At 63.1% G+C, this 12,458-nt stretch carries 13 protein-coding genes and 1 pseudogene; 5 read left to right on the forward strand and 9 right to left on the reverse strand.

Annotated features, from left to right (window positions below; translation table 11 throughout):
• The first annotated feature begins 28 nt into the window (after positions 1-28).
• Together BLT86_RS10000 and BLT86_RS10005 are read left to right on the forward strand one after the other, a co-directional pair.
• Entirely contained in the window at positions 29-2,779 is a 2,751-nt protein-coding gene (locus BLT86_RS10000) for a hybrid sensor histidine kinase/response regulator (protein WP_092376430.1), read from the forward strand.
• Positions 2,780-2,842: 63 nt separating this feature from the next.
• Positions 2,843-3,094: a YheU family protein gene (locus BLT86_RS10005; protein ID WP_017679028.1), complete on the forward strand. Its 252-nt coding sequence runs from the start codon at positions 2,843-2,845 to the stop codon at positions 3,092-3,094.
• Here the strand turns inward: BLT86_RS10005 and BLT86_RS10010 are convergent.
• The 4 genes from BLT86_RS10010 to ttcA all read right to left on the reverse strand — a co-directional run bounded on the left by BLT86_RS10010 (position 3,084) and on the right by ttcA (position 6,358).
• Positions 3,084-3,836 (reverse strand): DNA-3-methyladenine glycosylase I, encoded by a 753-nt coding sequence (locus BLT86_RS10010; RefSeq protein ID WP_092376434.1) that lies wholly within the window; start codon positions 3,834-3,836, stop codon positions 3,084-3,086. The two genes, BLT86_RS10005 and BLT86_RS10010, sit on opposite strands and share 11 nt — an antisense overlap.
• A gap of 122 nt (positions 3,837-3,958) precedes the next feature.
• Positions 3,959-5,017, reverse strand: a complete 1,059-nt coding sequence (locus BLT86_RS10015) for a 3-deoxy-7-phosphoheptulonate synthase (protein WP_092376437.1) — start codon at positions 5,015-5,017, stop codon at positions 3,959-3,961.
• A 265-nt stretch (positions 5,018-5,282) separates the two neighbouring features.
• Complete coding sequence (locus BLT86_RS26215) at positions 5,283-5,414, reverse strand: hypothetical protein (protein ID WP_255311643.1); 132 nt, start codon at positions 5,412-5,414, stop codon at positions 5,283-5,285.
• A gap of 119 nt (positions 5,415-5,533) precedes the next feature.
• The gene (gene ttcA, locus BLT86_RS10020; protein WP_074861325.1) at positions 5,534-6,358 is read right to left on the reverse strand and encodes a tRNA 2-thiocytidine(32) synthetase TtcA; all 825 of its coding nucleotides are present in this window, start codon (positions 6,356-6,358) and stop codon (positions 5,534-5,536) included.
• Between the two features lie 100 nt (positions 6,359-6,458).
• Here ttcA and BLT86_RS10025 point away from each other — a divergent pair, with 100 nt between their 5' ends.
• The 3 genes from BLT86_RS10025 to BLT86_RS10035 all read left to right on the forward strand — a co-directional run bounded on the left by BLT86_RS10025 (position 6,459) and on the right by BLT86_RS10035 (position 8,425).
• Complete coding sequence (locus BLT86_RS10025; protein WP_074861326.1) at positions 6,459-7,052, forward strand: DNA-J related domain-containing protein; 594 nt, start codon at positions 6,459-6,461, stop codon at positions 7,050-7,052.
• Positions 7,053-7,218: 166 nt separating this feature from the next.
• On the forward strand, positions 7,219-7,818 hold the full coding sequence (locus BLT86_RS10030) for a Yip1 family protein (RefSeq protein WP_003461508.1): 600 nt from the start codon (positions 7,219-7,221) through the stop codon (positions 7,816-7,818).
• Positions 7,819-7,930: 112 nt separating this feature from the next.
• Positions 7,931-8,425: a SprT family zinc-dependent metalloprotease gene (locus BLT86_RS10035; RefSeq protein ID WP_092376440.1), complete on the forward strand. Its 495-nt coding sequence runs from the start codon at positions 7,931-7,933 to the stop codon at positions 8,423-8,425.
• A 183-nt stretch (positions 8,426-8,608) separates the two neighbouring features.
• Here the strand turns inward: BLT86_RS10035 and BLT86_RS10040 are convergent, their stop codons facing one another.
• The 5 genes and pseudogenes from BLT86_RS10040 to BLT86_RS10050 form a co-directional block, all read right to left on the reverse strand.
• Positions 8,609-9,790 carry a CaiB/BaiF CoA transferase family protein gene (locus BLT86_RS10040; protein WP_092376443.1) on the reverse strand — a complete coding sequence of 394 codons (1,182 nt, stop codon included), beginning with the start codon at positions 9,788-9,790 and terminating at the stop codon, positions 8,609-8,611.
• A gap of 80 nt (positions 9,791-9,870) precedes the next feature.
• On the reverse strand, positions 9,871-10,320 hold the full coding sequence (locus BLT86_RS26075) for an acyl-CoA synthetase family protein (protein WP_231976592.1): 450 nt from the start codon (positions 10,318-10,320) through the stop codon (positions 9,871-9,873).
• Positions 10,307-10,444: a hypothetical protein gene (locus BLT86_RS26080; protein ID WP_231976634.1), complete on the reverse strand. Its 138-nt coding sequence runs from the start codon at positions 10,442-10,444 to the stop codon at positions 10,307-10,309. The genes BLT86_RS26075 and BLT86_RS26080 overlap by 14 nt, the downstream gene beginning before the upstream one ends.
• Before the next feature lie 205 nt (positions 10,445-10,649).
• Positions 10,650-11,180: pseudogene (locus tag BLT86_RS26085) on the reverse strand (AMP-binding protein); the annotation flags it as partial.
• Between the two features lie 108 nt (positions 11,181-11,288).
• Positions 11,289-12,428 (reverse strand): acyl-CoA dehydrogenase family protein, encoded by a 1,140-nt coding sequence (locus BLT86_RS10050; protein WP_003461515.1) that lies wholly within the window; start codon positions 12,426-12,428, stop codon positions 11,289-11,291.
• Between the last annotated feature and the right edge of the window lie 30 nt (positions 12,429-12,458).

Here is a 12,458-nt window from a genome sequence, read left to right on the forward strand (position 1 = left end):
ATTTCCCATGGCCCTCTGAGGTTCACGGATGCCTCGCCTTTGTCTGGCCTTATTGCTGTTCTGGCTCGCCTGCCCAAGTTGGGCCCTTACACCTGCGCCGCTGGATAGCGACGACCTGCGCCTATCCCTGGGCCCGTACACCGGTTATTACGAAGACGTGGACGGCACCCTCAGCGTCGAGCAGGTGCGAGCCCTGGATGACGATGCTTTCCGCAAACCCGGCGGCGAGCACGCCAACCTTGGCAAGAATGCATCCGTATGGTGGTTCAAGGCTCGCCTGGCCAATACGCTGGAGTATGAGCTGGGCGGCTATCTCGAAGTCAACTATCCGCTGCTCGATCGCCTCCAGGTTCACCTGATCGGCCCCGACGGCAAGCACCTGCAACAGGAAAGCGGCGACAGCTTCGCTTTCTCCCAGCGACCGGTACAGGTACGCAACTTCTGGTTTCCCATGCAGTTGGAGCCTGGCGTCAACACCCTGCTGATCCGCGTGGAAACCAGCAGCACGGTGTTCGTGCCGCTGTTCTTCGCCACCTACGGTGCCAGCGCGGCGGCGCAGGAGAACCTGATGGGCTTCAACGGCGCGTTCTACGGCGTGCTGTTCGCCATGTTCTGCTACAACCTGTTCCTCTACCTGTCGCTGCGCGAATCGGCCTATCTCTGGTACCTGGCCTACAACCTCAACGTCGGTCTGCTCGCGGCCTGCTTCGACGGCATGCTGTTCAAGTTGCTACCCGAGCACGTGGCCTTTCAGTCGGTCAGCATCTACATCCTGATGTACGTGCACTGCCTCACGGCGATCCAGTTCAGCCGCCATTTCCTGCATGCACGCCAGTATTTCCCGCGTCTGAACACCGGCCTGCGCCTGCTGATGCTGATCTGCGTCGGCTGTCTGCTGTCGGTGCCGCTGATCGGCTTCGCCGCCTGGAACATCCTGGCCAGCGTTACCGTGTCCCTGGTTTCGCTGATCCTGCTGCTGACCGGCATCTACGTGTGGCGTCGCGGCGTGCGTTATGGCTCCTACTACACCCTGGCCTGGGCCATCCTGCTGTTCGCCTTCATCCAGGCCACCACCGGTTCGCTGGGCCTGGAAGTGTTCGGCGTATTCGGCGCCACGGTGGTGAAGATCGGCGTGACCATTGAGCTGATCACCCTGTCCATCGGTCTTGCCGACCGCATCAACCTGCTCAAGGAAGAAGGCTTCCAGTCGCGTCGTGCGGCCGAGCAAGCCGCCTTCGAGAACCAGGCCAAGAGTCGCTTCCTGGCCAAGATGAGCCACGAAATTCGCACACCGCTCAACGGCGTATTGGGCATGCTGCAGCTGCTGCGCGAAACGCCTCTGGATCGCAGCCAGCGCTTCTACGTCGACACCATTTCCAGCTCCGGTAGCTCGTTGATGGCGGTGATCAACGACATCCTCGACTACGCCCGCATCGAATCCGGCAAGCTCAGCCTGGAGCAGATCGAGTTCGATCTTGAAGAGATGATTTCCGAAACGCTCAGCCTGTTCACCGGCCAGGCGCTGGACAAACGCCTGCGCCTCTACGTCAGCCTGGAAAACGGCGTGCCACGGCGCATTCAGGGGGACCCGACGCGGCTCAAGCAGGTGCTGATGAACCTGCTCAGCAACGCCCTGAAGTTCACCGCCGAAGGCCATGTCGCGGTCAGCGTCAGCCGCCGCAGTGACAGCCATGGCAGGCCGCATCTGGTGATCGCCGTCAGCGATAGTGGCATCGGCATCAGCGAGCAGGCACTGGCGCAATTGTTCGAATCCTTCGCCCAGGGTGATTCCAGCACCACCCGCCGTTATGGCGGCAGCGGTCTGGGGCTGGCCATCAGCAAGGAACTGGTGGAGATGATGGGCGGTAGAATCGAAGTACAGAGCACCCTGGGCCAGGGTACCCGCTTCGCCTTCGACATGCCGCTGCTGGCCGAACAGGAAACCCCCGACGAGCTCAGTCGTCTGCTGGCCGGACGCACCGCCCTGCTCGCCTCGCTGGACGGCCTTGGTCTGGATGCCATGAGCCGCTTGCTCGGACGCTGGGGCATGCGTACCGAGCGCTGCCAGACGCCGGAGCGCCTGCAGGACTACCTGGAGGATTTCGCCGCGCCGCCGCTGCTGGTACTGATGGCGCCCTGGCCAGGTGGCGTCAACCACTGGCTCGACTCACTCAGGCCCAAGCTGCAGGCGCAACAGCGCGTGCTGCTGGTCTGCCCGCCCGAGGCCTGCCAGCAACTACCAGCGAGCTACGAACTACGCCTGCAACACCTGGCCCAGCCAGTGGCGATCAACGCACTGCGCCAGGCCTTGAACGGGCTGTATGAAGAACCCAGAGCACAGGTACATCAGTTGGTCAGAGAAATACGCAGCGACAACAGCGAAGCCCCCTGCATTCTGGTGGCAGAGGACAACCCGGTGAACCAATTGGTGGTTCAGGGCTTTTTGAAAAAACGTGGCTACAGCGTGCGCCTGGTCACCGACGGCCAGGCGGCGGTGGATGAATACGGTCGCGATCCGGCTGCCGTGCACTTGATCCTGATGGACTGCGAGATGCCGGTGATGGACGGCTTCGAAGCCACCCGGCAGATTCGCCGCCTGGAGCGCAGCCGGCAACTCGCCGCCGTGCCCATCATCGCGCTGACCGCGCATATCCTCGAAGAGCACCGCCAACACGGCCTGGACGCCGGCATGGACGATTTCCTTGGCAAACCGCTGGACAGTGGCCTGCTCTACAGCACGCTGGAGCGTCACCTCAAGCGGCCCGGCATGGTGCACTGAGGGAGCTCGCAGCAGGGCGCCCTCTGGCTCTATCATGGGCGCCAATAACTGGAGTCACTCGTTGTGCTGATCCCCGCTGAGCTGCTGCAAGCCGACACCCTCACCGCCCTGATCGAAGACTTCGTCACCCGCGACGGTACCGATAACGGCGATGAAACCCCGCTGGAAACCCGCGTGCAGCGCGTACGCCGCGCCCTGGACAAGGGCGAGGCGGTTATCGTCTTCGACCCTGACAGCCAGCAATGCCAACTGGCGATGAAGCGTGACGTACCCAAGGAATGGCTGGAGGCCTTACAACAATCGCTCAGTGATTGACCGTGTGCGCCAGCATCACCGATAGCTGACACAGCGGCCGCCCGCTCTCGGCCTGCCACTGGTTGAAGGCGGCCTGCACGGCAGCCAGGTCTTTCAGACTGGTCGGCGCCTTGTCGATCACGCCCTGCGCCTTGAGCGCGGCGACCATGTCATCGGTAGGGACGAAGGTGTCCTTGCCCACCATGCGCAGAAAGCGCGGTGCAGACAATCCACCCAGCTGGCTGCCGTGCTTGGCCAGGTATTTCCACAAGCCGACGATATCGCTTACCGGCCAATCGGCGATCAGGGTGCCAAAAGAAAAATCGGCCGCAGGCCGAGCCTGATGCCCTTCTCCCTCTGGGAGAAGGTGGCGCGCAGCGCCGGATGAGGGACTGCCTTGTAAGCGTCCAGCCCGCACATCGAGGATGAACTGAGCGTTGCGCGGCACGCTTTTGAGCTTGCCCAGGTGGCGAATCAGCCGCGCATCCTGCATCAGGCTCTCCAGGCGCTCGGCGCCCATCAGCACCACCTTCTCCGGGTCAAAGCCGAAGAACACCTCCTCGAACGCCGGCCACTTGGCGTCCACCAGGCTGTGCTTGAGGCCAGCGCGAAAGATGCGCAGGCTGATCAGCGACAGATAACGGTCATCGCTCAGCGCCCGCAGCTCGGCATCGCTGCGCGGCTGCGGCAGCATGGCCTCCAGCGCCTTGGCCGAGCCGAAACGGTTGAGGCAGAACTCGTGCAGCCACTTGTAATCACGCATGAATCGAACCCTTCATGAAACGGATGACGAAGCCTGCACGCAGCACGCCGAACACCGCAAGCCCTGTAAAACCGTAGGGCGGGTGAAACCCGCCAATCTCGAACCGGCGGGTTACACCCGCCCTACCCGCGCAAACGCTCGGCGGCCTGGCGCAGCGCCGCTTCGGTGCCTTCCCAGCCCAGGCAGCCGTCGGTGATCGACACACCGTAACGCAGCTCGCCGGACAGCGCCTGGCAGCCGTCGAACAGGTGGCTCTCCAGCATTACCCCGCGCAGGCTGGCATCGCCGGCCAGGCGCTGCTTGATCACGCTGTCCAGCACCGCAGGCTGGCGCAGCGGGTCCTTGCCGCTGTTGGCATGGCTGCAGTCGACCATGATCCGCGGTGCGATACCCTGACGCTGCAACGCCTCACGTGCGGCGGCGACGCTGACGGCATCGTGATTCGGCCCGTCGTGGCCTCCGCGCAGCACCAGGTGGGTGTCCGGGTTGCCGGCGGTGTGCAACAGCGCCGGGTGACCAAGGTCATCGATGCCGAAATGCTGATGCGGATGTGCCGCCGAGCGCATAGCGTCGCAGGCGATGCCGACACTGCCGTCGGTGCCATTCTTGAAGCCCACCGGCAAATCCAGACCACTGACCATCTCGCGATGCACCTGCGACTCGCTGGTACGTGCGCCGATCGCCGCCCAACCGAGCAGGTCGTCGAAGTAACCCGCGGCCATCGGTTGCAACAGCTCAGTGGCCAGCGGCAGGCCACGAGCGAGAATATCCAGCATCAGTTGCCGCGACTGCCGCAAGCCTTCGGCCATGTCGCCACTGCCATCGAGATGGGGGTCGTACAACAGCCCCTTCCAGCCCACGGTGGTACGTGGTTTTTCCACGTAGGCGCGCATCACCAGCAGCAGTTGGTCATCGACCTGTGCCGCCAGCTCGGCCAGGCGTTCGGCGTATTCGAGGGCGCTGGTGCGGTCATGCAGGGAGCAGGGGCCGACCACCACCAGCAGGCGCGAATCACGGCCATCGAGCACGGCACGGATGGCGTCGCGGTCGGCGGCGATACGTTCGGCAAGGGCGTTGGGCAACGGCAGGCGCTGGCGCAATACGGCGGGGCTGGGCAGCGGCTGGGCGCTGCGGCGGGCGATGGTGGTAACGGTAGAAGCGAGTTGAGCGGAGCTGTTCATGATCTGGCGGTTCCTTGGCCGGCGCGGTCTATACCGCGGCGGCGCTAACTGAGTGTTCGTGGCAAAGGTGTCAGGGCGGTGGTGACGCTGCTAAATCGCCAGTCGTTGCGGTAATAGTTCTGGTAACGGTTCATCTGCACATCCTCTAAGTGGTTGGCCGTTTTTCGGCCGGAAAAAACAAAACCCCCGGTCGGGTTGCCGACCGGGGGTTTTCTGGAAAACGTATCTGGTGGCGACCCTGGTGTCTCAGGCCGCCTGTGGGGTATCAGGCGCGCCTGTGGCTAAACCAATACCCAAAGAAGTAATACGCCGCCGCCACGACCAACTGCGCACGCGCCAACGCGGCGCGTGAGGCACCGGCTTGCAGCATGGACAGAAGGTTGAGGCTGGCGGACATGAGATTCTCCAAAGCGATGGCCGAACCATACTCCAGGCCTTTGCGGCCTGGCAAGCGTCGCGACTAAAGCCGCTCCCACATGCGACGCGAGCCGTGGGAGGGGCTTTAGCCGCGATGGCTTACAGGCTCATCACATCGAGGAAGCGCGGCGTGGCGCTGTCGTCGATCTTCAGGCTCTTGAAGTCGAACAGGTTGCGGTCGGCCAGTTGCGAGGGGTGCACGTTCTGCAGGGCGCGGAACATGATCTCGACGCGACCCGGGCTCTTGCGCTCCCACTCCTGCAGCATCTCCTTGACCACCTGGCGCTGCAGGTTCTCCTGCGAACCGCACAGGTTGCAGGGGATGATGGGAAATTCCTTGAGCTGGCTGTAGGCCTCGATATCGGCCTCGGCACAATAGGCCAGCGGGCGGATCACCACGTTGCGGCCATCGTCGGAGAGCAGCTTGGGCGGCATGGCCTTGAGCGTGCCGCCGTAGAACATGTTGAGGAAGAAGGTTTCCAGAATGTCGTCGCGGTGGTGCCCCAGCGCCATCTTGGTCGCACCGATCTCGTCGGCGTAGGTGTACAGGGTGCCACGACGCAGGCGCGAGCACAGCGAGCAGGTGGTCTTGCCCTCGGGGATCTTCTCTTTCACCACCGAGTAGGTGTCCTTCTCGATGATGTGGTACTGCACACCAATGGATTCCAGATAGGCCGGCAGCACATGCTCGGGGAAACCGGGCTGCTTCTGATCCATGTTCACCGCGACGATCTCGAACTGGATCGGCGCCACCTTCTGCAGGTACAGCAGCACGTCGAGCATGGTGTAGCTGTCCTTGCCGCCGGACAGGCAGACCATCACCTTGTCGCCATCCTCGATCATGTTGAAGTCGGTGATGGCTTCGCCGGCCAGGCGGCGAATGCGCTTCTGCAGTTTGTTCTGGTTGACCGAAAGGGTGCCCATGGTGCGTCGAAATCCGAGGGGTGAGAACGAAAGCGCGACATTTTACGCACAAAGGCGCCGCGCCCCTACCCCATCGGCGGTTAAATGCTAGGCTCCGCCGATGAATGACGACCTCGACCCCAGCCAGGATCTCGCCGACCAGGTACTGCAACTGCTGCAGGCCGCTCCGGACGGGCTGGCCGAATACGCCCTGATCCAGCAGCTCAAGGCCCGCCATAGCGGCCACCTGCCCAACCTGCCGCTGACCGACAAGCTGGTGCTGTTTCGCACCCACTTTCTGCTGTTCAACGCCCTTTACCGCCTGCGCGATCAGCTCCGGCAGGCGCAGACGCATCTGCTCGAAATCAGCCCGCTGTGCATTCGCCTGCTGCCCTATCAGCCCGGCACGGCTGCACTGAGCGAGCGCGACGAGCTGCGCGACTACTACCTGGACATGAGCCAGCTGCGCGATACCGACGAACGCGACGTCGAGCGCCTGCTCACCAGTTTCTGGACACGCATGCAGGGCGGTGACGAAAAACAGGCCGCGCTGGAGCTGTTCGAGCTGAACCACGAACAAACCCTCGACTTGTCACGCATCAAGCAGCGCTACCGACAAATGGTCAGCCTGCATCACCCGGACAGAGGCGGCAGCACAGAGCGGCTGCAGTCGATCAACCTGGCCATGGAAATTCTAGAGCGCTATTACCGCTGACCGGCACAGAGCAATTTGCTCTAAAGCCAGGCATCACGCCGGCTTCAGGCTCTGCCTATACTGCGACATAAGGTCGCAACGATTTGGCCTGATACCCGGTAACGCTGTCCATGCGCACCGGGCCTCCGCCGGGGGGCGACTGTCATAAGAAAAGGAGGTGTCTGGCATGATCCACCACGTTTGGGGGCTCTTCACCCATCCCGACCAAGAATGGCAAGAAATTCGTGGCGAGGAAGAAACCATCAGCCACATGTACCTGACCCACGTACTGATTCTCGCGGCGATTCCTGCCGTCTCGGCTTACATCGGCACCACCCAGGTCGGCTGGGCCATCGGCGACCGAGCGCCGGTGATGCTGACCGAAGGCAGTGCGATGGTGATGGCCATCATGTCCTACCTGGCGATGCTCGCAGGGGTAGCCGTGATGGGCGCTTTCATCCACTGGATGGCGCGCACCTACGATGCCAACCCGAGTCTGACCCAGTGCGTCGTGTTCGCCGCCTACACCGCCACCCCGCTGTTCATCGGAGGTCTTGCAGCGCTGTACCCCCACCTGTGGCTGGGCATGATCGTCGGCACGGTCGCCATCTGCTACACGGTTTACCTGCTCTACGTCGGCATACCGACCTTCATGAACATTCCCGAGGACGAAGGCTTCATGTTCTCCAGTTCAGTGCTGGCGGTAGGCCTGGTGGTGCTGGTGGCCATGATTGCCAGCTCGGTCATTCTCTGGGGCATGGGCATCGGCCCGGTCTACACCAGTTGAATAGTTGAGGTATCGACATGGCCGCCCTCGGGCGGCCTTTTCATTGGCAGCGGCACGGGCTGCCGGCTTACGGCATAATCAGCGCTCAGCCAGCCCCTGCTCTCCCCCGCCTATGCCCGAACAGATTCACGCCCGCGTCGAAGCCTGCTACCAGCAGGCCGAAGCCTTCTTCAAGCAACGCTTTGCCCGCCCCGAGATCAGCTTCAAGCTGCGTGGGCAGAAGGCGGGGGTCGCGCACCTGACGGAAAACAAGCTGCGCTTCAATCTGCAGCTGTACCGGGCCAACCAGGAAGACTTCCTGCGCCAGACAGTGCCGCACGAAGTCGCCCACATGGTCGCCCATCAGCTATTCGGCCCACGCATTCAGCCGCATGGCGAGGAATGGCAACTGATCATGCGCGGCGTCTACGAACTGCCGCCGCATCGTTGCCACAGCTATGAAGTCGAACGCCGCAAAGTCAACCGCTTCATCTACCGCTGCAGTTGCGTGGATGGCGAGTTCCCCTTCTCGGCCCAGCGTCATGCCCTGGTCGCCAAGGGCCGCCGTTACTATTGCCGGCGTTGCAAGGTAACGCTGACCTTCAGTGGTGAGCAGCGTCAGGAGTGATGAGGGAAGCTCCATAACGCTGGTGAACACCGCCAGGAATGACCGCAGGCCCTCCATAAGGCATTGGTGCGCACAGCGCACCCTACACCAGCATCGAAATCGCCCACACCGGCTACGCTAGCCTCAAAATCCCGTAGGGTGCGCCGCGCGCACCGGCAATCACCACGCGCTGCAGCTTGCGGCTCAACCCAGCGCCCTGGACGCCCTCAACGCCGCGATCTGTTCGGCGTCATAACCCAACTCCAGCAGCACCTGCTCGGTGTGTGCGCCGACTGCCGTCCCCACATGCCTGGGCGGTGGCAAACCTTCGGAGAATTTCAGTGGGCAGGCCAGCTGCGGCTGCGCCGGCAAGCCTTCGCGCGGCACCTCGACAACCAGCCCACGCGCCTTGACCTGCGGATGCTCGACCGCCTCGGACAGTGGCAGCATGGGCTCGACGCAAGCGTCGATGCCGGCGAACACTTCGCACCACTGGGCGAAATCACGCTTCTCGAACTCGATTTCGATCTCGCGCTTGAGCGCTTGCTGATCTTCAGGCTTGAGCGACAGGCCGCGCGCCGCCAGTTCAGGCCGGCCAATGGCGGCGCAGAACTGCTGCATGAACTGCGGCTCCAGACTACCCACGGAGAACCAGCGCCCATCACGGGTGCGGTAGTAATCATAAAAGCTGCCGCCGTTGAGCGCCTGGTTTTCCATGCCCGGCTCGACGCCGGCGCCGAGGTAACCAGCCCCCGCCATGCCGTGCAGGCTGAACGCGCAGTCGGTGATGCTCACGTCGACCTGCTGCCCCACACCGGTGGCCTGGCGCTGCACCACGGCCGCGAGCAGGCCGATCACGCCATGCAGCGAGCCGCCGGCCAGGTCGGCCAACTGTACGCCGAGCGGTAACGGGCCGCAGTCGCGGCGCCCGGTGTAGCTGGCAATGCCGGCCAGCGCCAGGTAGTTGATGTCGTGCCCGGCGCGATCACGATAAGGCCCACTCTGGCCGTAACCGGTGATCGACACGTAGATCAGCCGTGGGTTGATCGCCTTGAGCGCCTCGTAACCGACGCCCAGCTTATCCATCACGCCGGGACGAAACTGTTCGAGCACGATGTCGTACTCGCTGACCAACTGCTTAACCACCTCCACAGCTTCGGGCCGTTTGAGATCGAGGGCGATGCTGCGCTTGTTGCGGTTAAGGTAGGCGTGGCTGGTGGAGGCGCCGCCGTCGTGCGGCGGCAGCACGCGGATCAGATCCATACGCGTGGGCGACTCCACCCGCAGCACCTCGGCGCCCATATCGGCCAGCAGCAGCGAGGCGAACGGCCCCGGCAGCAGGGTGGAGAAATCGAGAATCTTCAGTGATGACAACGGGCCAGACATGGTGACTCCCAGATGGCGTGTTCGAGTTGGCCAGGGTGCAAGTGGGCATGACGCTTGCCGGCTTGCACCCGGACGATGAGTTAATCTTCCCAGACAATGACCTGCTCGCCTGGCAGGCCGGCAATGGCCTCGGCATAACGCACCTCCAGCACGTTGCGGCGAATCTTCATGGTCGGCGTCATGCTGCCGTTATCCACTGTCCAGGCCTCGCTGACCAGGTAGAAATGGCTGACACGCTCGTGCGCCTCCAGTCGTTGATTGACTGCATGCAGATGCTCGGCAAGTGACTGGCCGAGCAACTCACGCGGTTGCTGGCGAGCGGCGGGTGACAGCTCGACCAGCGCCAACGGTTGATCCAGGTTGCTGCCCATCAGGCACACCTGTTCGACCCAATGAGTCTTGGCGATCTTGCCCTCGATGGGCGCTGGCGCGACGTATTTGCCCTTGCTGGTCTTGAAGATGTCCTTGACCCGCCCGGTGATGCGCAGGTAGCCCGCCTCGTCCAGCTGGCTGCGGTCACCGGTGTGCAACCAGCCGCCCCAGCAGCGGGATACGCAGCAGGCTCTCGAGCTTGTGCGCCGGCAATTTCTCCAGCACGCCCTGCTGAAAGCGCGTCCACAACCGTGGCACCGAGAAGAACACAGTGGGACGCACCTGGCGAAGGTCTCCAGCGACTCGACAAAGGCCACCGGTGCGCCGCAGTAGAGGCTGTTGAATTCGACCAGAAAGCGCTCGGCGGCATGCGACAGCGGCAGGTAGGAAAAGAACTGATCTGCGGCGTCATGTTCAGCTCCGCCGTGGCGTGAGCCGCAGAGAACGCCATGGCGTGGGCCGAGAGCATCACGCCCTTGAGCTGCCCGGTGGTGCAGGAGGTATAGAGGATCGACAGCAGATCCTCGCCGCGTTGCAGATGCGCGCCGAGCAGCGACTCATGCGCCGCCAGCAAGGCCTGCCACTGGTGCTCGGCAGGCATGGTCGGATAAGGCATGGCGATGCGGGTGATATGCGCCGCGATACCGGTGGCCAGCTTGTCCGGCTCATCCAGCTTGCCAACCAGGATTACCTTGCAGCCCGCCTGCTCCAGCACATAGGCGATCTGTTCCGGCGCCTGCAGCGGATGCAGCGGCACGCTGACCAGTCCGGCGAGCTGGATCGCCAGGTCGCTGATAAACCATTCGGCGCAGTTCTTCGCCAGCAGCGCAACGCGCTCGCCCGGCACGCAGCCCAGCGCCAGCAGCGCGCTGGCCAGGCGACGCGCCTGGTCGTCGACCTGGCGCCAGCTGTAATCATGCCAGACGCCCTCTACAGGCTGGCGCAGCCAGATGGCATCGGGCTGCCGATGCAGCCAATGGTTGAAGCGTTCGAGAGGCAGTTGCAGAGATTGACTCATCGCGCTGACCTTGGTTTTTGTTATAGGTAGCTGCCCGTAGGGCGGGTGCAACCCGCCAGAGCGCCGATGGCGGGTTGCACCCGCCCTACGGATGAAGCCTGCACAATCCTACAGCTTCATCCCGCGACTGATGATCTCCTTCATGATCTCCGACGTACCGGCGAAGATGCGCTGGATGCGCGCATTCGCGTACATCTTGCAGATCGGATACTCCCACATGTAGCCCCAGCCGCCGTGCAGTTGCACGCCCTCGTCCACCACCTTGCCGAGCAGTTCGGTGGTGAACAGCTTGGCCTCGGCGGCCACTTCGGGAGTGAGCTTCTTCTGGTTGTGGTCCATCACGCAGCGGTCGGTGAACACCTGGGCCACGTCGATCTGGGTGCGCATCTCGGCCAGCTTGAAACGGGTGTTTTGGAAATGCGCCACCGGGCGGCCAAAGGCCTGGCGTTCCTTGACGTACTCGATGGTGGTCTGCAGCGCCGCCTCGGCGCCGGCCACAGCGCCACAGGCATTGGTCAGGCGCTCCTGGGCGAGCATATTCATCAGGTAGAAGAAGCCGCCCTTGGCATCGCCCAAGAGGTTCTCCTTGGGCACCTTAACGTCGTTGAAGAACAGCTCGGCAGTGTCCTGGCTGTGCATGCCGAGCTTCTTCAGCTTCTTGCCGCGCTCGAAGCCGGGCATGCCCCGCTCCACCAGAAACAGCCCCATGGCGTGCTTGTTGGCCGGGTCGGTCTTGGCTGCGACGATCACTACATCAGCCAGGTAGCCGTTGGAGATGAACACCTTGGAACCGTTGAGCAACCAGTGATCGCCCTTGTCCACGGCCGTGGTGCGCATGCCGGCCAGATCGGAGCCGGCAGACGGCTCGGTCATCGCCACCGCCAGGATGGTTTCACCGCTGATGATGCCCGGCAGCAGGCGCGCCTTCTGCTCGGCATTGCCGTACTCGGCGATATAGGGGCCGCACAGCGCCGAGTGTAGCGGGATCATGAAACCCGGTTCGTTGATGCGCGCCAGCTCCTCGCACATGATCTGCTCGTAACGAAAGTCCTTGAGCCCCGCTCCGCCGTACTCCTCGTCCGCCCAGGGCAACAGAAAACCCATCTCGCCGGCTTTGCGCCACACGCTGCGATCCACCACACCAGCCTCTTCCCAGGCTTCCTGATGCGGCACCACCTCTTTATCGAGAAACGCAGCGAAGGCGTCGCGGAACAGGTTGTGCTCGGTGTCGAAATGGTTGCGTTGCATGGGGCGGGTCCTCCGCTGTTGTTATGTCCT

The organism is Pseudomonas sihuiensis, assembly GCF_900106015.1.
Lineage (GTDB): Bacteria > Pseudomonadota > Gammaproteobacteria > Pseudomonadales > Pseudomonadaceae > Aquipseudomonas > Aquipseudomonas sihuiensis.